This is a genomic window from Zobellia laminariae (assembly GCF_030553095.1).
Taxonomy (GTDB): domain Bacteria; phylum Bacteroidota; class Bacteroidia; order Flavobacteriales; family Flavobacteriaceae; genus Zobellia; species Zobellia laminariae.
The window spans coordinates 4,433,206-4,453,411 of record NZ_CP130738.1 but is presented as its reverse complement, the minus strand read 5'-3'; the positions used below and the strand labels follow the sequence as shown (position 1 = coordinate 4,453,411).

The 20,206-nt window shown below is 35.9% G+C and carries 19 protein-coding genes and 4 pseudogenes; 13 read left to right on the top strand and 10 right to left on the bottom strand.

The window, feature by feature from the left end:
• Window positions 1–19 precede the first annotated feature (19 nt).
• From Q5W13_RS21510 to Q5W13_RS21500, 3 genes and pseudogenes are all read left to right on the top strand, one after another.
• A pseudogene (locus tag Q5W13_RS21510) lies at window positions 20–2,712 on the top strand (DNA gyrase/topoisomerase IV subunit A).
• A gap of 15 nt (window positions 2,713–2,727) precedes the next feature.
• Complete coding sequence (mscL, locus tag Q5W13_RS21505; protein ID WP_155596604.1) at window positions 2,728–3,159, top strand: large conductance mechanosensitive channel protein MscL; 432 nt, start codon at window positions 2,728–2,730, stop codon at window positions 3,157–3,159.
• A 112-nt stretch (window positions 3,160–3,271) separates the two neighbouring features.
• A complete protein-coding gene (locus Q5W13_RS21500; RefSeq protein ID WP_155596603.1) occupies window positions 3,272–4,228 on the top strand; it encodes a sterol desaturase family protein in 957 nt (318 codons plus the stop codon).
• Between the two features lie 240 nt (window positions 4,229–4,468).
• On the opposite strand, the gene Q5W13_RS21495 is transcribed toward Q5W13_RS21500, so the two are convergent.
• Both Q5W13_RS21495 and Q5W13_RS21490 read right to left on the bottom strand, forming a co-directional pair.
• Window positions 4,469–4,846, bottom strand: coding sequence for a DNA topoisomerase IV (locus Q5W13_RS21495; protein WP_304444447.1), 378 nt, complete (start codon window positions 4,844–4,846; stop codon window positions 4,469–4,471).
• Between the two features lie 28 nt (window positions 4,847–4,874).
• Entirely contained in the window at window positions 4,875–5,255 is a 381-nt protein-coding gene (locus Q5W13_RS21490) for a helix-turn-helix domain-containing protein (protein ID WP_304444446.1), read from the bottom strand.
• Between the two features lie 290 nt (window positions 5,256–5,545).
• Here Q5W13_RS21490 and Q5W13_RS21485 point away from each other — a divergent pair, with 290 nt between their 5' ends.
• The 5 genes from Q5W13_RS21485 to Q5W13_RS21465 all read left to right on the top strand — a co-directional run bounded on the left by Q5W13_RS21485 (window position 5,546) and on the right by Q5W13_RS21465 (window position 7,837).
• The gene (locus Q5W13_RS21485) at window positions 5,546–6,187 is read left to right on the top strand and encodes a M14 family zinc carboxypeptidase (RefSeq protein WP_304444445.1); all 642 of its coding nucleotides are present in this window, start codon (window positions 5,546–5,548) and stop codon (window positions 6,185–6,187) included.
• Window positions 6,188–6,326: 139 nt separating this feature from the next.
• Window positions 6,327–6,653 carry a hypothetical protein gene (locus Q5W13_RS21480; RefSeq protein WP_304444444.1) on the top strand — a complete coding sequence of 109 codons (327 nt, stop codon included), beginning with the start codon at window positions 6,327–6,329 and terminating at the stop codon, window positions 6,651–6,653.
• A 114-nt stretch (window positions 6,654–6,767) separates the two neighbouring features.
• Window positions 6,768–7,247 carry an Lrp/AsnC family transcriptional regulator gene (locus tag Q5W13_RS21475; protein ID WP_013995861.1) on the top strand — a complete coding sequence of 160 codons (480 nt, stop codon included), beginning with the start codon at window positions 6,768–6,770 and terminating at the stop codon, window positions 7,245–7,247.
• Window positions 7,248–7,317: 70 nt separating this feature from the next.
• Entirely contained in the window at window positions 7,318–7,599 is a 282-nt protein-coding gene (locus tag Q5W13_RS21470; RefSeq protein WP_304444443.1) for a DinB family protein, read from the top strand.
• Window positions 7,571–7,837, top strand: coding sequence for a DinB family protein (locus Q5W13_RS21465; RefSeq protein ID WP_304444442.1), 267 nt, complete (start codon window positions 7,571–7,573; stop codon window positions 7,835–7,837). Before Q5W13_RS21470 ends, Q5W13_RS21465 begins: the two co-directional genes overlap by 29 nt.
• Before the next feature lie 26 nt (window positions 7,838–7,863).
• On the opposite strand, the gene Q5W13_RS21460 is transcribed toward Q5W13_RS21465, so the two are convergent.
• Together Q5W13_RS21460 and aroB are read right to left on the bottom strand one after the other, a co-directional pair.
• A complete protein-coding gene (locus Q5W13_RS21460; protein ID WP_155596598.1) occupies window positions 7,864–8,184 on the bottom strand; it encodes a hypothetical protein in 321 nt (106 codons plus the stop codon).
• 133 nt (window positions 8,185–8,317) lie between these two features.
• The gene (aroB, locus tag Q5W13_RS21455) at window positions 8,318–9,382 is read right to left on the bottom strand and encodes a 3-dehydroquinate synthase (RefSeq protein WP_304444441.1); all 1,065 of its coding nucleotides are present in this window, start codon (window positions 9,380–9,382) and stop codon (window positions 8,318–8,320) included.
• A 127-nt stretch (window positions 9,383–9,509) separates the two neighbouring features.
• On the opposite strand from aroB, the gene Q5W13_RS21450 reads away from it, so the two are divergent.
• Window positions 9,510–10,676, top strand: coding sequence for a proline dehydrogenase family protein (locus tag Q5W13_RS21450; RefSeq protein WP_155596596.1), 1,167 nt, complete (start codon window positions 9,510–9,512; stop codon window positions 10,674–10,676).
• Between the two features lie 41 nt (window positions 10,677–10,717).
• On the opposite strand, the gene Q5W13_RS21445 is transcribed toward Q5W13_RS21450, so the two are convergent.
• The 6 genes and pseudogenes from Q5W13_RS21445 to porX form a co-directional block, all read right to left on the bottom strand.
• Window positions 10,718–11,098, bottom strand: a complete 381-nt coding sequence (locus tag Q5W13_RS21445) for a DUF4258 domain-containing protein (protein WP_155596595.1) — start codon at window positions 11,096–11,098, stop codon at window positions 10,718–10,720.
• A gap of 148 nt (window positions 11,099–11,246) precedes the next feature.
• Window positions 11,247–12,446 (bottom strand): alanine dehydrogenase, encoded by a 1,200-nt coding sequence (locus Q5W13_RS21440; protein WP_155596594.1) that lies wholly within the window; start codon window positions 12,444–12,446, stop codon window positions 11,247–11,249.
• 108 nt (window positions 12,447–12,554) lie between these two features.
• Window positions 12,555–13,217: a hypothetical protein gene (locus tag Q5W13_RS21435; RefSeq protein WP_304444440.1), complete on the bottom strand. Its 663-nt coding sequence runs from the start codon at window positions 13,215–13,217 to the stop codon at window positions 12,555–12,557.
• A gap of 109 nt (window positions 13,218–13,326) precedes the next feature.
• The gene (locus tag Q5W13_RS21430; RefSeq protein WP_304444439.1) at window positions 13,327–13,470 is read right to left on the bottom strand and encodes a hypothetical protein; all 144 of its coding nucleotides are present in this window, start codon (window positions 13,468–13,470) and stop codon (window positions 13,327–13,329) included.
• Between the two features lie 194 nt (window positions 13,471–13,664).
• Window positions 13,665–14,075 (bottom strand): tRNA (adenosine(37)-N6)-threonylcarbamoyltransferase complex ATPase subunit type 1 TsaE, encoded by a 411-nt coding sequence (gene tsaE / locus Q5W13_RS21425; RefSeq protein ID WP_155596592.1) that lies wholly within the window; start codon window positions 14,073–14,075, stop codon window positions 13,665–13,667.
• Window positions 14,076–14,087: 12 nt separating this feature from the next.
• Window positions 14,088–15,632 (bottom strand): annotated as a pseudogene (porX, locus tag Q5W13_RS21420) (T9SS response regulator signal transducer PorX).
• Window positions 15,633–15,700: 68 nt separating this feature from the next.
• Here porX and Q5W13_RS21415 point away from each other — a divergent pair.
• The 4 genes and pseudogenes from Q5W13_RS21415 (at window position 15,701) to lpxA (ending at window position 20,150) form a co-directional block, all read left to right on the top strand.
• The gene (locus tag Q5W13_RS21415; RefSeq protein WP_155596590.1) at window positions 15,701–16,930 is read left to right on the top strand and encodes an HD domain-containing protein; all 1,230 of its coding nucleotides are present in this window, start codon (window positions 15,701–15,703) and stop codon (window positions 16,928–16,930) included.
• Between the two features lie 23 nt (window positions 16,931–16,953).
• A pseudogene (gene lpxD, locus Q5W13_RS21410) lies at window positions 16,954–18,001 on the top strand (UDP-3-O-(3-hydroxymyristoyl)glucosamine N-acyltransferase).
• Window positions 17,982–19,363: pseudogene (locus Q5W13_RS21405) on the top strand (bifunctional UDP-3-O-[3-hydroxymyristoyl] N-acetylglucosamine deacetylase/3-hydroxyacyl-ACP dehydratase). Before lpxD ends, Q5W13_RS21405 begins: the two co-directional pseudogenes overlap by 20 nt.
• 1 nt (window position 19,364) lies before the next feature.
• Window positions 19,365–20,150 (top strand): acyl-ACP--UDP-N-acetylglucosamine O-acyltransferase, encoded by a 786-nt coding sequence (gene lpxA / locus Q5W13_RS21400; protein WP_155596587.1) that lies wholly within the window; start codon window positions 19,365–19,367, stop codon window positions 20,148–20,150.
• Window positions 20,151–20,206 lie beyond the last annotated feature (56 nt).

Genomic DNA, 20,206 nt, shown 5'->3' with positions numbered 1-20,206 from the left:
AAATACAGAATTTTTCTGAATGGAGGAAAATGACGAACTGAACGAAGCTGAAAATCAGAATACACCTGACGACCAATCTGGGGAATCTTCGGAAGAGCAGCAAGAACAAATAGAAGGTGTTGAAGCTACGGATGGCGAAGAACAAGCACCGGATGATGCATTAACCCGTGTAACGGGAATGTATAAAGACTGGTTTTTGGATTATGCATCTTATGTAATCCTTGAGCGTGCCGTGCCTGCAATAGAGGATGGGTTTAAGCCTGTGCAGCGCCGTATTATGCATTCGCTTAAGGATCTTGATGATGGTCGTTACAATAAGGTAGCTAATGTTGTTGGACATACAATGCAGTATCATCCACATGGTGATGCCAGTATTGCCGATGCTATGGTGCAAATTGGTCAAAAAGATTTATTAATTGATACCCAGGGTAACTGGGGTAACATATTAACGGGTGATCGTGCGGCTGCTTCAAGGTATATAGAAGCTCGACTTTCAAAATTTGCCCTAGATGTAGTTTTTAGTCCAAAAATTACGGAGTGGCAACAGTCTTATGATGGCCGTAAGAAGGAGCCGGTTAATCTTCCTGTAAAATTCCCATTACTGTTAACACAGGGAGCAGAAGGTATTGCAGTTGGTCTTTCTACCAAGATTATGCCTCACAACTTTATTGAGGTCATTGATGCTTCTATTAAGCATTTAAAAGGACAGCGTTTTAAGCTGTTTCCTGATTTCCCTACATCAGGAATTATTGATGTATCCAATTACAACGAAGGGCTTCGTGGAGGAAAAATTAGAGTACGTGCAAGAATAGCACAACATTCTAAGACTACTCTGATAATAAGCGAGATACCATATGGCACTAACACTTCTTCTTTAATAGATTCTATTCTTAAGGCAAATGATAAAGGAAAGATAAAAATTAAAAAAATTGAAGATAATACGGCTGCTGATGTGGAGATTTTGGTACATCTGCCAACCGGTATTTCTCCAGACAAAACTATTGATGCGCTTTATGCATTTACAGCGTGTGAATCTTCTATTTCACCACTGGGTTGTATTATTGAAGATAACAAGCCGCTCTTTATTGGAGTGATTGAAATGTTGCGTCGTTCTACGGATGCTACAGTAGAATTACTTCGCCGGGAGCTTGAGATTCAATTAGCGGAACTTGAGGAGCAATGGCATTTTGCTTCGTTAGAGAGGATATTTATAGAGAACCGTATCTACCGTGATATAGAGGAAGAGGAAACTTGGGAAGGTGTAATCGCTGCTATTGATAAAGGATTAGCTCCGTTTACCAAGCACTTAAGGCGTGCGGTTACTGAAGAAGATATTGTTCGGTTGACGGAAATACGTATCAAGCGTATTTCAAAATTCGATTTAGATAAAGCACAGCAATACCTTGACAATCTGGAAGAAAAGATTGCAGAGGTTAAGCATCACTTGGCAAACCTTGTTGATTATGCTATAGCTTATTTCCAAAGATTGAAAGATACATACGGTAAAGGCCGTGAGCGCAAATCTGAAATCCGACTTTTTGATGATATAGAGGCGACCAAGGTAATTATACGGAACACCAAACTATATGTGAATCGAGAGGAAGGTTTTGTAGGTACATCTTTAAAGCGTGATGAATACATTACGGATTGTAGTGATATTGATGATGTTATCGCTTTTACCCAAGACGGTAAAATGATGGTATTCAAAGTCGATTCAAAGACTTTTGTTGGTAAGGGCATTATATATGTGGCTGTTTTCAAGAAAAAGGACAAACGTACAGTCTATAATATGATTTATAGGGATGGTAAGGGAGGAGCTACTTACATTAAGCGTTTTAACGTAACTAGTATTACCCGAGATAAGCATTACGAAATGGGTAGTGGTTTGCTTAAGGTACTTTCGTGCATTATTTCTCAGGAAACCCTAATGGAGAGGCAGAAGTAGTATCTGTTAGCTTACGTCAGGTGGGGAGTATTAAAAAATTAAAGTGGGATATTGATTTCGCTAAAATAATGATTAAAGGGCGTTCTTCTAAAGGAAATATTGTTACTAAATATTCCGTGAAGCGCATTGATTTAAAGGAAAAGGGGCTGTCTACATTAAAACCTAGGAAATTATGGTTTGATGACACGGTTCAACGATTGAATATTGATAATAGAGGTGAGTTTTTGGGTGAATTTACCAGCGAGGATCGTCTTTTGATTGTAAATCAAAGTGGATTAGTTAAAACTGTCATTCCTGAGCTTACTCTTCATTTTGATGAAGATTTGGTAATACTGGAAAAATGGAATCCTAAAAAACCACTATCGATAGTTTATTGGGAGGGAGAGAAAGAATTGTTTTATATAAAACGGTTCTTGATCGATCATCCGGACAAAGAAGAAAATGTTCTTACGGATCACCCAAAATCGCATGTAGAAATCATTAGTACAGACTACAGACCAATGATTGAGCTGGTTTTTGCTAAGAAGCGCGGACAAGACCGAAAAGATAATTTAGAGCTGAATCTAGAGGAGTTTATTTCTGTAAAAGGAATAGGGGCTATGGGTAATCAGTTGACAAAGGACAAGGTTTTGGAAATTAACATGTTAGACCCGTTACCTTATGAAGAGCCTGAGCCACAAAAGACGGAAGGAATAGAAGGGGTAGATGAAGAAAATGGAAATACAGACGATGACGATGATGAAGTTCAGACCTCATTGTTCGAATAAAGCGTAAAGCCTACTATGAAAAATTTTATACAAGATTTCAAGAATTTTGCCATAAAAGGTAATATGATCGATATGGCTATCGGTATTATAATTGGTACAGCTTTTAACAACGTTATCAATACATTGGTTAAGAAAATTATCATGCCGCCTTTGTCCTTAATGACGGACGATGTTAATCTTAGTAGCAAGAAATATGTGCTTCGCGAAGCGCTTGGTACTGCACAAGAGGTGGCAATAGGTTATGGTGAAATGCTGGAGGTCTTAATTGATTTTCTAATTATAGCATTAACCATATTTGTGGTTATTAAAGGGTTTCATCGCTTTAAGTCAAAGGCAGAAGACCCTCAGAACAAGGAAGTTGAGACGCCAAAGAATATTGAATTGTTAGCTAGCTTAGAGAAGTTAATGCAAGAACAGAATGCATTGCTTCGGGATAAAAAAATATAATTATTTCAGAATATAGCATCTGTATTGGCTATGTTAGAATAGTCTTAATTAATGGTCTTAACATAAATGTAGGTCTTAATAATGCTATCTTTGCAAAAAAAATTGTTTAAATATGGACTTGACGAACCCCCTAATTTATGGTGTACCTTGCTTTTTAGCATTTATATTGCTGGAAATCTCTTATAGCCACACTCATGGAGATAAAGATCTTTATGTGTGGAAAGATTTTTTTGCTAGTGGTGCCATGGGTGTTGGTTCGGCAATTTTGGGTCCACTTATTAAAATTACTGTTCTAATTACTGTTTTTACTTATACTTACGAGTTTTTTAACCCTATTGTAGATGGTGTAAGAACTAATATCATGGGATATGAGTCTTTTGGTTATGCTTGGTATGTATTTGTTGCGTGTCAACTGGCGGATGATTTTACGTATTATTGGTTTCACAGGGCAAATCATGAAGTAAGAATACTTTGGGCTGCTCATATTGTGCATCACTCATCAGATCATTTTAACTTGGGTACGGCTATCCGTAATGGGTGGTTTACATTGCTTTACAAGCCTTTCTTTTATATGTGGATGCCGGCAATAGGCTTTCCTGTAGAAGTAGTGATTTTTGCTTTGGCCATTGAGTCTTTCTGGCAGTTTCAGCTGCATTCGCAGTATGTGCCTAAAATGGGATGGGTAGAAAAGATTTTTAATACGCATACCATGCATCAAGTGCACCATGCACAAAATGTAGAATATTTAGATAAGAACCACGGTGGTTTCTTAAATATTTTCGACAAGGTTTTTGGTACTTGGAAAGAATTGGATGATGATGTTGAAGTTAAGTTTGGAGTTATTCATGCACCAAAATCTTATAATCCAATTGTGATTTTAACTCATGAGTTCAAGGATATTTGGGCCGATGTAAAAAAGGCTAAAAAGTTTTCTCATAAGCTAATGTATATTTTTGGCCCACCAGGATGGAGTCCTGATGGCAGTACACTTACGGTTAAGCAGCAGCAACGTCTATCTAGGGAGCACAAGGAGAAAAGTCCTGAGGTTGCGTTCAGTAGGCCAAACTAAATGATAATTGATATAGAATTATATAAAATAAAAAGCCCGACTTTATAAAGTCGGGCTTTTTGTTTTAACAGTTTGATTTTTTGTATCTAAAATCGCGTATCTAAAGCGCTTTATTATCTATGGCGGGGTAATTGCTTTAAATCTGTTTCGCTTAAGCTTAAATCTGCTTATAATGGCTAATTTCAGCTTCTTGTCACCTGTGGTTTTGTGAGATTGTTTTGTTAGAAAGGTTTTGTGCTGTTATTTGGTTCTAATAGCGGTTCCTCTATCGTGTTTGCTCTCACCTACGATGTTGTATTCAAAAATATAAGAATCAGCTGTTGTGGACAGTATTTTCATGTGAAGCGATTGCTCTTCGGACTTGTTCTTTGGATTGAGTTTCTTTACCACGTATTCACAGTCATTAATCCAGCGAACAGAAGAAGAATCTGCCTTGCCGTCAAAATAATCAACCTCTAAATCACCTTTACGCAGAAAAATAGTGGTTTTTTCTTCGCCATCTATGGTAGTCGTAAAAGCAAATTTACCGTCTTTGAAGTCTGTGCAATTCCTTTCAGGTTCATAACAAGAGGTCATTAAAACCATTGCGGTAAGTATGGGTAGTGTTTTCTGTATCATCAATACAAAATAAAGAAATTAAAGCCTATTAATTGTTATAAGCTTCAAAACTTCCGTCAGAATAAAAAATAATAATTTTCTCTATCTCTTTCTTTGATTTCGGCATCGATTTTATGGATGGCTCTTCTGGGGTAGGTTTTGGTTTTGGTGCTGTTACGGTATTTGTTGTTGATTTTTCGGCATCAGAAGGAAAAGAGCCTTTTCCGTTCAGTAGCCAATACAGATTTACATCCGGAAACACATTCACTACTTTAAGAACAAAGTCCAAGCTAGGTTTGTTTCGCCCGGATAGAAGGTGTGAAATGCTTGAGCGCTGTACGTTAATTTTATCGGCAAAGCTAGAAGCTGATAGCCCATAATACTGCAGAAGATGCTCCAGACGCTTAATAAAATCCGATGTGTTTACCATTGTAATTAATATTAAGGTAAAAGTAATGAAAAGACGTCAATATTTTGTTTTAAATATGATTTATAGATTAAAATGTTGTATCTCTAGGTTTAAATAAAATTATATAAAATACTGATTTATAGTTAATTAATATGATTTTTTAATTTAGCTAGTTTTTTAGATGATTTTGTGGTTACAAATGTATTTTATCTATGGTTAGTTATAGAGTTTACTGTTTACAAATGTGTATTTTATTGATTACAATTGTAAATTATTAAGGAGTTATTTTTGTAACTTAAAATAATCATCAAATGAGTATTTCACAATCTGAATATAGATCCATAAAGGAAAAATCCGTTAGCGGACGTTATGTAATTAATGAGCAAATTCTAGAATTTCTGGAAAAGAACGAGGAGCAACTACTCATAAAGACAGTTGGTAGATCTGTTCAGAACCGTGAGATAAAAAGCCTGCAATTAGGTAAAGGACCAAATAAAATTTTAATGTGGTCACAAATGCACGGTAATGAATCTACAACTACTAAGGCTGCTTTAGATTTTGTAAACTTTCTAATTACAGATTCAGCTTCTGCACAGCTTATTTTAAAACAATGCACACTTTTAATCATACCTATATTAAATCCTGATGGCGCTGCAGTCTATACTAGAATCAACGCAAATGAGATAGATTTGAACAGAGATGCTCAAAATAGGACTCAGCCAGAAAGTGTAGTGTTGAGAAATGTCTTTAATGGGTTTAAGCCAGATTATTGTTTTAACCTTCATGACCAACGTACTATTTTTAATGTTGGCAGAACTTCAAAACCGGCAACGGTATCATTCTTGGCACCTGCTCATGACCCAGAAAGAAGTATTTCAAAAACAAGAGGTATAAGTATGCAACTCATTGTTGCTATGAACCAGGTATTGCAAGAGATGATTGAGGTCAAGTAGGTAGGTATGATGATGGGTTTAATGCCAATTGTGTGGGCGATAGCTTTCAGATGCTTAATGTGCCTACTATATTATTTGAATCAGGTCATTTTCCAAAAGATTATGAGCGGGAACATACCAGGAGTATATTTTTCATGCCATGCTACAAGGAGTAAATGTAATAGCTAAAAATACAATTTATAATTTTCCACAGGAAGACTACTTTAAAATTCCTGAAAACGGAAAACTCTTCGTTGATGTATTAATAAAAAATGCACATGTAATTGATTCAAGTTTAAAAGATGGCGAGGCTATAGGAGTACTTTATAAAGAGGTATTAAAAGATGGTGTGGTTGCTTTTGAACCTTTAGTCGATAAAAAGGGTAATCTTATCGAATGCTATGGTCATGTAACTTACGACTGTCTTAATGAAACGAATTTGAAAGAACTAAGGCAACAGTCTTTTTATCAGAGGATTAAAGGCTAAATCTTTGAGCTTTATTTTTTAAAATCATTAAATCCTTACGTTTTTGTTAAAAAAATACAACTTTTAATGCATATTATGCTATAATTATTTATTTTTACCGAAAACACAATCATAATGGGAAAAGTAAAATTAGACGAGATTGACCACCAGATTCTGGATATGTTAATTGATAACACCAGAACTCCATTTACTGATATAGCTAAGAAACTCTTGATTTCTGCAGGAACTGTTCATGTTCGTGTTAAGAAAATGGAAGAAGCTGGTATTATAAAAGGATCATCCCTTACATTAGATTATGTAAAACTTGGCTACGCTTTTATTGCTTATGTTGGTATATTCTTAGAAAAGACACACCAAACAAAATTCGTTTTAGAGCGTTTGGAGCAAATTCCAAATGTTACTGTAGCGCATATTACAACTGGAAAATTTAATATTTTCTGTAAAATTAGAGCAAAAGATACCAATCATGCTAAAAATATTATTTTTAGGATCGATGATATTGATGGTATTAGCCGTACGGAAACTATGATTTCGTTAGAGGAAAGTATTAATGATAAAAAGAGGTTAATGCATACAATTTTCAACGAATTATAGAAAACCTTTTAAAATAGTAATCTAAAATCCTGGGTAGTTATTCTGCTCAGGATTTTTTATTTTAAATCATATGAGAACTTCAGAACTTATTATTTCGGAACCTATTCCTTTTTATAAAGCGTACATAGATGTATTGGGTGATGTTGAATTGTTGGAAATACTAGAGACCCAATTACAGAATTTTCCTAATTTCATAGAGAGTGTTCCTGAAAACAAGCTAGGGCATGCATACGAAATAGGAAAGTGGACTATTGCCCAAGTACTTCTGCATATTATAGACTCTGAACGTGTTTTTCAATACCGTTCATTACGATTTTCAAGAGGTGACAAAACTCCTTTACTCAGGATTTGAACAAGATTTGTATGCTCCAAACTCCAGAGCCGAAACACGCTCAAAACAGAGTATTATAGAGGAATACAAAGCAGTAAGGCAGTCTACCATTACGCTATACAAAAGCTTTGATGCAGAAACTTTGCAAAAAGAGGGTATAGCCAGTAACTTGCCTTGGAATGCAGCAATTTTAGGTTTTGTTATTTGTGGGCATCAAAAGCATCACCGCAATATATTGCGAGAACGTTATCTTTTGTAAAATCTAATATTTAGAAATGTCCAGTGTTAGTCCTGGTCTTCAGAATCAAACTTCCGTTCATCATCTGATTGGTAATTTGGGTCTTCTGCATTTACGGATTGTGGTGCCTTTTCTAGTTCCTTTTCAATATTCTCTTCAAAATTGGCGATGAAATTAGAAAGGCTCTTGCTAATTTTTACAAGGTAGATAGTATCCTCCGTTTTTAGCTCCACGGCCTCAATAGTTTCTCCCTTAAGATTTTTGAAGACAATGATGTCATCATCTCCGTAGCCATCAGCATACGTTTCAATTAATAATGCACCTAGTTTGTGGTCTAACTTTTTGTAATCGACTAATTTACGTAACATAGTAGGTTGGTTTTAGCCCCATTAGATATGGGTAGGTTATTGATTTGGGTTAGAAATCTTTTACCTAAACTATGTATTTTTTGCGATCAAATACTCTAAAGAGTTGTCAAACTAGAGAAATTAGTATCTGTAACTATTGTTCGGCGTAGTATGCAAAAGCATCTTGATACATTTCATCGGGAATTTGAATGTCTATTTCTGGTTTTCCGATGGCAGAAATGAGCACAAAGTTGATGTTGCCATGTGAATTTTTCTTATCGAATTTCAATAAAGATAGAATGGTAGTAATGTCCTCTTTTGTGAAGCTTACCTTTTCGTAATAACAAAGGAAAGTACTTTTTATATCTGTCAATTCCGCATCTGATAGGCCAAGAAGTTCTTTAGATAAGTATGCTTCAAGAATCATCCCTATGCCAATGGCTTCACCATGTAACAAGGTTTTGTGTATTTTGCTTTCAAGAAAATAAGATTCAATAGCGTGACCTAAAGTGTGGCCGTAGTTCAATATTTTCCTTAAGTGTTGTTCTGTTGGGTCTTGGCGTACCACTTCGTTTTTAATAACAACGGAGTCATAGATTAAATCATCAATATGTAAAAAGTCCGTAACTTTTTTAAGGGTTTCCCAGTATGCATTACTTTGTATGAGTCCGTGCTTTAGCATCTCGGCAAAGCCACTACGTAATTGTCTTTCTTCTAATGTTTTTAAGAAGCTAGTAACAATTAGCACCATTTCTGGTTGGTTAATAACGCCAATCTGGTTTTTTAAAGGACCAAGGTCTACACCAGTTTTCCCGCCTACCGAAGCATCTACCATAGATAATAGGGTAGTGGGTACATTTATGAAATCTATGCCTCTTTTAAAGGTTGAAGCTACGAATCCTCCTAAATCTGTAAGAACACCGCCACCTAGGTTAATAACAATGCTCTTGCGATCACCATCAAGTTCTGATAATGCACTCCAAACACCTGTGCAGGTTTCTATATTTTTGTTTTCTTCTCCAGATTCTATTTCTATAATTTCAAAATCATAATCACCTTGTATTTGGGACATGAATGCCGGCAGACAATTTTCATGGGTGTTTTCGTCTACTAGAATAAAAATTTTAGAATACGCCTTCTTGGATAAGTGAAGGTTTAAAGCGTCGTAAGCTCTTTGGTTAAAATGTACGGCGTAAGAAGAAGTTGTTATAGACTGCATTAATGGTTTGTTTTGGTTTCGCTTGCACGAAATATTTTTTAACGGCTAAGCACAAAATAAAGCATATTTTTTTTCTAAAGAATAGAATTTGTGTCTTTATATTTGGTGCCACTAGAAATCACATTAAATGAAACGAATTTTTGAAGATACCGCAACGGCTTTTGCCTTGAAAACCGACTCAGAACTTGAGCGAGCTTATTTTTTGTTCCGAATGATTGCGAATGAACCTCTCGTAAGAATTGGTACTGCAATGACGAATTTTGCTATTAAGGCGCATCTTCCTGTGGAAGGGTTAATTAGGGCGACCGTATTTGATCATTTTTGTGGTGGCGTAAATGAGAAAGATTGTATGCCGGTGGTTGATCGCATGTATACTAAAAACGTATGCTCGGTTTTGGATTATTCAGTGGAAGGGAAAGATACAGAAGACCCTTTTGATGATGCTATGGCTATGATTTTAAAAGTGCTAGACTTTGTAAAGGAAAAGGAGGCTATTCCTTTTGCGGTCTTTAAGCCTACTGGTTATGGTAGATTTTCGCTTTTTCAAAAGCTAAGTGAAGGGAAATCATTGACTGAGAAGGAAGAGGCAGAGTGGCAAAGAGTAGTGGCTCGTTTTGATAAAACTTGCAAAAAAGCACATGATTTGGATGTCTCGCTGCTAATTGATGCGGAAGAAAGTTGGATGCAAGGTGCTGCTGATCAACTCGTTGAAGATATGATGCGGAAGTACAACAAGAAGAAGGCAATTGTATTTAATACACTGCAAATGTATCGTTGGGATAGATTGGATTACCTGAAAGAATTACAGGTACGTGCCAATAGAGACGATTTTAGGATTGGAATGAAAGTTGTTCGTGGTGCTTATATGGAAAAGGAAAATGATAGAGCCGAAGAAAAAGGGTATAAGTCACCTATTTGTGTTTCAAAACAAGAAACCGATGAAAACTTTGATAATGCTGTAACTTATATAGTGAATCATTTAGATACAGTTTCAATATTCTCGGGAACTCATAATGAGGATAGTTCATATAAGTTGATGGATCTTATGGCGGAGAAAGGAATAGCTAATAATGACAACCGTGTTTGGTTTGGGCAATTATTTGGTATGAGCGACCATATTTCGTTTAATCTGGCAGATAAAGGTTATAACGTTGCTAAGTATTTGCCTTTTGGTCCGGTAAGGGATGTAATGCCTTACTTAATACGTCGTGCAGAAGAAAATACATCTGTAGCAGGGCAAACTACAAGAGAATTGTCTTTATTGAAAAAGGAAAGACAGCGAAGAAAAATTTAATTTATACGACGCCCGGAACAACTGTTTTGGGCGTTTTTTTTTTAATAGGTAATCGATTCTATAAGAGCTTTTTCTCTACAGTTTTTAATTCTCAGAACGGCTTCTTTATCCTTTAAGGTACCTTCTATAATATAGGTTTTACAAGGAGAGGTCTTGGTTTTGCTATTAGAGAAATCTACCTCGCCATTTTTTAAGATGTTGATGATGTCTAACGTATCAATCTTCTTTTCGGAAAATAGTCTACTCACATCTTCAGAATAAGACATTTGTTTTGAGCGGATATCTTTCAGGGTTCTACAATTTGGAAAATAACAAAATGAAACACCCGTTTCATCTGATTTTTTCTTTAAGATAAACGTCAAGAAAACGATTCCGATAGAAAGCCCAATAAGATAAAAACCTAAACGTTTTAAAAAATCCATTATCTCTTATTACTGAAATTAGTGTTCTGTGTTTTCGGTTTTTATAGGTATTGAATATCGCTAAATCAACCTGATCAAAACGGAGGCAAAAATAGTAATAAACCACCTATTTATGGTAGGGAAGGTAAATTGATATTGAAATTAACTTTTAAAAAATAAGAAAATTTATGTCACTGTACTGTAAATCAAACCATTCGCCTACAGATTTGTTGGTTAAAATGCCATGATACATGTAGAGTCCGTTTCGTAAGCCTTTATCAAAACGTAATGAGTTCTCCAGACCGCCATTCTCACCTAATTCAAGGAGATAAGGTGTAAAAATATTACTGATTGAAAGTGTAGCAGTTTTTGGATAGCGAGAAGGAATGTTAGGGACACCATAGTGTATTACACCAAATTTCTCAATAGTGGGCTTGTTGTGAGTGGTTACCGTGCTTGTTTCAAAGCATCCACCCATATCTATACTTACATCAATGATAACGGCACCTTTTTTCATGTGTTCTACCATGCTGCTGGTGACTACTACGGGGGATCGGTCTTTACCACGAGTTGCGCCAATGGCTACGTCACAACGCTTTAAAGATTTCAAAAGGTTTTTAGGCTGAATAGTAGAAGTGTATACCGTTTGCCTAAGATTAGATTGAATACTACGTAATTTAGAAATTGAATTATCAAAAATCTTGACGTTTGCGCCAAGCCCAATTGCTGAGCGAGCAGCAAATTCTCCAACCGTTCCTGCGCCAATAATAACAACTTCAACAGGTGGGACACCACTTATATTTCCGAACATAAGCCCATTACCGTCATTGGTAGCAGCCATGATTTCAGAAGCAATAAGAACGGAAGATATTCCTGCAATTTCACTTAAAGAGCGTACGGCAGGGTATTTACCATCTTCATCGCGGATATATTCAAAAGCGATGGCGGTAATTCGTTTTTTGGCCATTTTTTCAAAATAGGCCTTGCTCTGTGTTTTTATTTGTAAAGCTGATATAATGGCCGTTTGCGGATTCATCATTTCAAGCTCTGAAAGTGTGGGTGGTTCTACTTTTAGAAGTAATGGACAAGAAAAAACTTTTTTCGTATCTCGGGTTATTTCTCCTCCAGCATTTGTGTATTCTAAATCGGTATAATGGGCGCCTTCTCCAGCTCCGGATTCAATTAGTACACGGTGACCGTTAGCGGTTATGGCATTTACGGCGTCTGGGGTTAGGCAAACACGTTGTTCTTGATATTGGTTCTCTTTTGGGATGCCAATAAATAGCTCACCCTTTTGACGAAGAATTTCCAAGGTTTCCTCTTGTGGAAGCAACTGATGTTTGCTAAAAGGAGAAGATGGTTGGTTCATAGTTTTTACTTCTAATCGTACGATACTCGATTAATAGTAAAAATACGACATTTTGTTGAATTTTGGATGATATCATACTTTGTGATATCGTAAAATAAGTAAGGTAAATTAGAATTTAGGTCGAAGCCAGTTGCTAAATCTAAGTTGAAATTGTTTAAAGCTAGATTCAATATTATCTGTAGATAGCTTAGTGTCTATTTTGTCGGACAAAGACTGGTATCCTTCTGAATCATTAGAAGTTTCAGAAGAAATGAATTTATCTACTTTCTTGTTATTAGATCTAGCAGCTTGCTTTTTCTTTAAAGCAGTCAATTCTGCCTCCATGGCTTCTAAATCGATTCCATGTACGTATTTGTCAACAAGTTTTACTCTAATAAAATAAACGATAGGAATAACTACCATAGAAACAGCAAGTAGGTATAAGATTTCATTTTCGTCAATACTATTAATGTCTTCACTGAATACACTATATAGTTGAAATGCATACATTGATATTGGAATCAAAATAACATGGTACCACCAATGCTTACATGTTGTGAACCAGGTAATTAGTAGAGATAATGGAATGATTTTGCTCAAATAGAAATAAAAGGCCATGGATATTTTGCCATATCCATTATCGGTAAATTCCATTCCCAAAACCGACCAAGAATCGATATTATCAAATGGAATATACTTATAGGAATAGAAAATAATAGGGGATAGGGCAATCGCCAAAGCAACTAGCCCCTCAATAATTAGTTTCCGCTTAACTGTTTTTTTTTCACGCATTTTCATTGCTCATAGACAGTATCATAACAAAAAAAAGGACTATTTATTATATAAAAACGGGAGGTACGTAGAACGCACCTCCCATTTTGTATGTAATTAGATTTTATTTTTAAGCTCTAACCTTACTAGCTGCCTCTTTTTTGTCGACACTATGAGTTTGATATAAGTTATCATCTTCAGCTGTATTAGAAGAATCACAAGAAACGGCTAATAAAGTTGCACATGCCAAAAGACCAAATACTAAATTTTTCATTTTTGAGGGGTTTTTAAATTAAAAATTAATTAGTTATTTCAGCGAAAGTAGGAAAAAAAAGCTTCAAATGTACGTCTTTAAACGTTAAAACAGAACAACTTAGCCGAGAAACCTTACACTTTAACTAATTTAACAAGTTTTGGACAATAATCTGTCCCTCAAACAATGTTTTTTGCTCCATTGCGAAAAGTATTTTAAGAAATTTTAATATGACGAGTTTGCATATCCACTATTTCAATAAAAATATTGGTGCTATCCTCGGGTAGAAAAGATTCAATTTTTTCTGGCCATTCTATAAAAACCCATGCATCTCTGTTCAGATAATCTTCAAAACCCATGTCCAGTGCTTCCATTTCATCATTTATTCGGTAGAAATCAAAATGGTAAGCTAATAATTCACCTTCTTTATTCTCATATTCGTTTACAATACCAAAGGTGGGGCTGTTACCTGCATCGGCAACGCCAAGGTTTTTTGCAATAGCTTTTATTAAAGTTGTTTTTCCTGCTCCCATTGGTGCGTGAAATAGGAGTACCTTGCTTTTGGCTTTTTCAATTACCTTTTTAGCAATTTCCGTAATTTCATTTTCAGTGTATCTGATATCCATAAATTGGCAATACTATTTTGGTGATAAAACTATGAATGGTATAATCATTTCCTCCAAAGAAACCCCGCCGTGTTGGTAGGTGTTTCGGTAATAGTTAACGTAGTGATTGTAGTTGTTGGGATAAGCAAAGAACAGGTCGTTTTTTGCAAATATAAAGGAACTACTCATGTTTATACGGGGCAAATGAATCTGGGCAGGGTCTTTGGCTGCCAAAACGTCTTTGTTTTCATAGGTAAGACTCCGTCCTGTTTTATAACGCAGGTTAAGGCTTGTCTCCTTATCTCCAATAACTTTTGAGGGTTGCTTTACATTAATTGTCCCGTGATCTGTAGTTATAATTAATTTCATGCCCATCTGTTGAGCCTGCTGAATAATTTCTAATAAGGGTGAGTTTTTGAACCAACTCTGCGTAAGAGACCTATAAGCTTTATCATTACTAGCCAATTCTTTAATGACTTCCATTTCTGTTTTGGAATGTGAAATCATATCCACAAAGTTGTAAACGAGTACGGTTAGGTCGTTATCCTTTTGTGATTTAAAGTTTTGAGACAGGTTTTTACCTTGTTTCAGGGAGCTTATTTTGTGATATTCCCATTTCAGGTTTAAGCCTAACCTTTTTATCTGTTCGCCTAGAAAATCGGCTTCATGAAGATTTTTACCACCTTCATCCGTGTCGTTTTTCCACCATTGTGGATATTTTTTCTCCATGGCCAATGGAGTGAGGCCAGAAAAAATTGCATTACGAGCATACTGCGTAGCGGTGGGCAAAATGCTAAAATAAGACTCTTCCTTATTCTTTTTGTAAAAGGAGCTTACAGTATCTTCAAAAGCATACCATTGGTCATAACGTAGATTGTCAATAACCAAAAGTAGGGTAGGGCCATCCTTTAACTCTGGCTTTACCAGGTCCTTAAACAATGTATGAGAAAGTACAGGGCCATCACCATCAAACCAGCTTTCGTAATTTCGTTCTACAAACTTTCCAAAATGCGTGTTCGCTTCGGCTTTTTGAGATTCTAGAATTTCGAACATACTATTATCTTCAATATCTTCTAAGCGTAGCTCCCAATATATGAGTCTTTTATAAAGGTCAACCCATTCTTCAACTGAGTTCACCATAGATAAATCCATAGCTATCTTCCTGAATTCTTGTTGATAGTTGGATGTTGTTTTTTCTGAAACGAGACGCGAATGGTCAAGGTTCTTTTTTAAGGATAGAAGAATCTGGTTTGGGTTTACGGGCTTAATAAGGTAATCGGCAATTTTGGAGCCAATAGCTTCTTCCATTATAAATTCTTCCTCACTTTTGGTAATCATTACAACGGGAATGGAAGAATCTAATATTTTTATCTCGGCTAAGGTTTCCAGCCCAGATATACCTTATGGCATGTTTTCATCTAGAAAAATGATGTCAACTCTAGATTTTTGCAATTCCTCTAGTGCCTCTTGCCCGCTTTGACAGGTTATAACATCATAGCCTTTTCCTTGTAAAAATATAATATGTGGTTTGAGTAGGTCAATTTCATCGTCTACCCATAAGATGGAGATTTTATTCATTTACCGAGTCTATTACTTTGTCTTTTACCTAACTTTACCGCTGTGAACATTGCAAAGCAACCCTCATTTTGATAAATTCAAGAAAGCTTAAAATTTTTAATGATCCAATTTACGGATTTATTACTATTCCGAACGGACTAATATTCGACCTGATCAATCATCCGTATTTTCAGCGTCTACGCAGAATATCTCAAATGGGCTTGTCCTATTTAGTATATCCTGGTGCTCACCATACGCGGTTTCATCATGCTTTAGGGTCTATGCATCTTATGCAGAATGCCTTACAGTTACTGGAGTATAAAGGGGTTGAAGTTAGTGAAGAAGAGAAAGAAGGACTATATGTTGCCATTCTTTTGCATGATATTGGGCATGGTCCTTTCTCACATGCTATGGAGCATAGTATTGTAGAGAGTACCGACCATGAGCATATTTCCTTACAGTTTATGGAGGCTTTAAACGAAATCTTTAACGGAAGATTAACGCTGGCCATTTCAATTTTTAAAGGAGAATATGAGAAGCGATTTTTAAATCAATTATTGTCTAGTCAGTTAGATATGGATCGGTTGGACTATTTGAAAAGAGATAGTTTTTATACCGGTGTAGCTGAAGGGAACATCAATTCAGAACGATTAATTACTATGCTCAACGTTGTTGATGGTAATTTAGTGGTAGAGGAAAAGGGAATCTATTCCGTAGAAAAGTTTTTGATGGCCAGAAGATTTATGTACTGGCAGGTGTATTTGCATAAAACCGGAATTGTTGCCGAGCAGCTGTTGATTCGGATACTTAAACGTGCCAAAGAGATTATGCAAGAAGGACAAATTGTTGTTTGTAGCGATGCGCTTCGGTATTTTATGGAGCACCGCGTTGAAAAGAAAAATTTCAACAAAGAAACCCTAAGTGTTTTTTCTAAATTGGATGATGTGGATGTTTTAGCGGCAATAAAATCATGGCAAGATCATTCAGACTTTGTGTTGTCTACAATGTGTGAAATGTTGATAAATAGGCAGTTTTTAAAAGTAAAGCTCAAAAATAGTCCAATTGATAAAGCTGTTTTGAAAAAGCATACCGATAGGGTTAAGGTGAAATATAATCTGTCCGATCATGAAACAACTTATTTTGTTTTTGAAGGAAAGATAGAGAACAAAGCATATGACCGCCATCATCAGAACATCAATATATTAAGGAAGAATAAAAAGCTGATTGATGTGGCAAAGGCTTCTGATCAGTTAAATCTTAAAGCGTTGTCAAAGACGGTTACAAAATATTATATCTGTTATCCCAAAGATTCTGTTTAACTATTTTTCTTACTTTTGTGCCCATGGTATTTACAGCAGGTCAAATTGCAGGTATTTTAGAAGGTGAATTACTAGGAAATTCCGAGGTTACCGTTCACAAATTGGCCAAAATAGAAGAGGGCGAGAAAGGTGCTCTGACTTTTTTGGCGAACCCTAAGTATACTTCTCACATTTATTCTACAAAAGCATCTATTACAATAGTTAATAAAGATTTTGTTCCTGAGCATGAGCTCAAGACTATTCTTATTAAGGTAGATAATGCTTATGAGGCCTTTAGTAAAATATTGGAATTCTACAATGAAGTAAAGAATAACAAGACAGGTATTGAGGAGCCAGTATTTAAATCGGAAACTGCTACATACGGAGATAGTTTTTATCTTGGAGCCTTTTCTTACTTAGGTAATAATGTTACTATAGGAGATAATGTAAAAATTCACCCCAATGTTTATATAGGTGATAATGTATCTATTGCCAATAATGTAACAATTTTTGCGGGTGCTAAAATTTATTCAGAAACGGTTATTGGAAATAATTGTGTTATCAATAGTGGAGTAGTTATTGGTTCTGACGGATTTGGTTTTAGCCCAGATAAAAATGGCGAGTATAAAAAGATTCCACAAACCGGTAACGTTATTTTAAAAGATAATGTTGATGTAGGTGCTGGTACCACTATAGATAGAGCTACATTAGGCTCTACAATAATACACAAAGGCGTAAAGCTAGATAACCAAATTCAAATTGCTCATAATGTTGAAATTGGTGAGCATACGGTAATAGCGGCCCAAACGAATTGCAGGATCTACTAAAATTGGTAGACGTTGTATGATTGGCGGGCAAGTAGGTATTGTGGGACATATTACCATTGGAGATAATGTGAAAATACAGGCACAATCCGGTATTGGGCGTAACATAAAAAGTAACGAAGTATTACAGGGGTCTCCGGCTTTAAATTACGGAGACTATAATAAATCGTACGTTTACTTCAAGAACTTACCAAAGATTTTGAATAGAATAGACGAATTGGAAAAAAAATACAGCGATCATTACAAGAATGAAACAGAGAACCATTAAGAAAGAGGTTATTTTAAAAGGTGTTGGTCTTCATACCGGTGCCGAAGTAACCATGAAATTTGTTCCCGCACCTGAAAATCACGGGTACGCGTTCAAGAGAGTAGACTTAGAAGGAGAACCGATTATTGAGGCAGATGCCAAATACGTAATCAATACTCAGAGAGGTACCAATTTGGAGAAAAGAGGGGTTAAAATTCAAACTTCAGAGCATGTTTTGGCTGCTTTTGTAGGTCTTGAGATAGATAACGTACTCATAGAACTAGATGCTCCTGAACCTCCAATCATGGATGGCTCATCAAAATATTTTGTAGAAGCTTTAGAGAAAGTCGGTGTTGTAGAACAAGATGCTGAGCGGGAAGAATACATTGTAAAAGATGTTATTTCTTATAAGGATGAAGCAACAGGTAGTGAAATAACTGTTATTCCATCAGACACCTATCAGGTAACTACAATGGTAGATTTTGGAACCAAGGTTTTAGGAACCCAAAATGCTACTTTGGAGCGGTTGTCGGATTTTAAAGAGGAGATTTCCGAAGCACGTACATTTAGTTTTCTTCATGAGCTAGAAATGCTTCTTGATAGTGGTCTTATAAAAGGAGGTGATTTAAATAACGCCATTGTTTATGTAGACAAAGAGATTTCTGAAGAAACCATGCGAAAGCTTGAAAGTGCTTTCGATAAGAAGAAACTTTCTGTAAAAGCCAATGGTATTTTGGATAACCTTACTTTGCATCAGCCTAATGAAGCAGCTAGACATAAATTGTTAGATGTTATAGGTGATGTAGCTTTGGCAGGCACTCGCATAAGAGGTAAAATAATTGCCAATAAACCTTACTCACTTTGTAAATACGCAGTTTGCGAAAAAACTGTCTAATATTATAAAGTTAGAGAAACGGAATAAAATTCCACAATACGATTTAAATCAACCGCCTTTGATGGATATCCATCAAATTATGGAAGTACTTCCCCATAGACCTCCATTTTTGTTGATTGACCGTATTTTGGAATTGTCCGACACGCATGTAGTTGGGATGAAGAATGTGACTATGAATGAAAATTTCTTCATTGGTCATTTCCCCGGAGCTCCAGTTATGGTGTTTTACAAGTTGAAGCCATGGCTCAAACAGGAGGTATCTTGGTATTAAGTACCGTTCCTGACCCAGAGAACTATTTAACTTTTTTCATGAAAATGGATAATGTTAAGTTCAAACAAAAAGTACTTATGGAGATACATTAACATTTCACTGTAGCCTTATAACGCCAATAAGAAGAGGTATTTGTCATATGCAAGCGTACGCTTATGCAAATAACAAGCTTGTATGTGAGGCAGAATTAATGGCGCAAATAGCTAAAAAGAAATAGAATGAATCAACCCCTTGCCTACATTCACCCGGGCGCAAAAATTGCTAAGAATGTTGTGGTAGAACCATTTACTACAATTCACAACAACGTAACGATAGGTGATGGCACTTGGATCGGTTCTAACGTAACCATAATGGAAGGCGCTCGCATTGGTAAAAATTGTAATATTTTTCCCGGTGCCGTAATTTCCGCTCCACCTCAAGATTTAAAATATAATAATGAAGATACCATTGTAACAATTGGTAATAACACAACCATTAGGGAGTGTGCTACCATTCACAAAGGTACTTCTGATAGGAATAAAACTGTAATTGGAGAGAATTGTCTAATTATGGCTTATTGCCATGTGGCGCATGATTGCATTGTTGGTGATAATTGTATTTTTTCAAACAATTCTACACTTGCAGGACATGTAACTATTGGAGACAACGTAATTCTTGCCGGCTTGGTGGCCGTGCATCAATTTGTGTCTATTGGTCAACATGCTTTTGTTACTGGTGGTTCATTGGTAAGAAAAGATGTTCCTCCTTTTGTGAAAGCAGCTCGTGAGCCACTTTCGTATGTGGGTATTAATTCTGTAGGTCTGCGTAGACGTGGTTTTGCGTCCGAAAAGATTCGAGAAATACAGAACATCTATCGTATTCTTTATCAAAAATCTTACAACAATTCACAAGCAACTCAAATTATAGAAGCTGAAATGGAAGCTACTCCTGAACGGGATGAGATTCTTCAGTTTATCAGAGATTCCCAACGTGGAATTATGAAAGGATATTTCAGCAATAATTAATCGTAGATTTTTGATATGGAAGCTAAACTCAAATAGAATAGGTTCCCGCTCAAAAA

Bases quoted from the DNA above. Each gene is read 5' to 3' on its own strand.
- aroB (WP_304444441.1), bottom strand. From the start codon at position 9,382: ATGCAGTCTATAACAACTTCTTCTTACGCCGTACATTTTAACCAAAGA.
- Q5W13_RS21480 (WP_304444444.1), top strand. From the start codon at position 6,327: ATGCTACAAGGAGTAAATGTAATAGCTAAAAATACAATTTATAATTTT.
- Q5W13_RS21450 (WP_155596596.1), top strand. From the start codon at position 9,510: ATGAAACGAATTTTTGAAGATACCGCAACGGCTTTTGCCTTGAAAACC.
- Q5W13_RS21430 (WP_304444439.1), bottom strand. From the start codon at position 13,470: ATGAAAAATTTAGTATTTGGTCTTTTGGCATGTGCAACTTTATTAGCC.
- tsaE (WP_155596592.1), bottom strand. From the start codon at position 14,075: ATGGATATCAGATACACTGAAAATGAAATTACGGAAATTGCTAAAAAG.
- mscL (WP_155596604.1), top strand. From the start codon at position 2,728: ATGAAAAATTTTATACAAGATTTCAAGAATTTTGCCATAAAAGGTAAT.
- Q5W13_RS21490 (WP_304444446.1), bottom strand. From the start codon at position 5,255: ATGGTAAACACATCGGATTTTATTAAGCGTCTGGAGCATCTTCTGCAG.
- Q5W13_RS21435 (WP_304444440.1), bottom strand. From the start codon at position 13,217: ATGCGTGAAAAAAAAACAGTTAAGCGGAAACTAATTATTGAGGGGCTA.
- Q5W13_RS21475 (WP_013995861.1), top strand. From the start codon at position 6,768: ATGGGAAAAGTAAAATTAGACGAGATTGACCACCAGATTCTGGATATG.
- Q5W13_RS21500 (WP_155596603.1), top strand. From the start codon at position 3,272: ATGGACTTGACGAACCCCCTAATTTATGGTGTACCTTGCTTTTTAGCA.
- Q5W13_RS21445 (WP_155596595.1), bottom strand. From the start codon at position 11,098: ATGGATTTTTTAAAACGTTTAGGTTTTTATCTTATTGGGCTTTCTATC.
- lpxA (WP_155596587.1), top strand. From the start codon at position 19,365: ATGAATCAACCCCTTGCCTACATTCACCCGGGCGCAAAAATTGCTAAG.
- Q5W13_RS21485 (WP_304444445.1), top strand. From the start codon at position 5,546: ATGAGTATTTCACAATCTGAATATAGATCCATAAAGGAAAAATCCGTT.
- Q5W13_RS21440 (WP_155596594.1), bottom strand. From the start codon at position 12,446: ATGAACCAACCATCTTCTCCTTTTAGCAAACATCAGTTGCTTCCACAA.
- Q5W13_RS21460 (WP_155596598.1), bottom strand. From the start codon at position 8,184: ATGTTACGTAAATTAGTCGATTACAAAAAGTTAGACCACAAACTAGGT.
- Q5W13_RS21495 (WP_304444447.1), bottom strand. From the start codon at position 4,846: ATGATACAGAAAACACTACCCATACTTACCGCAATGGTTTTAATGACC.
- Q5W13_RS21470 (WP_304444443.1), top strand. From the start codon at position 7,318: ATGAGAACTTCAGAACTTATTATTTCGGAACCTATTCCTTTTTATAAA.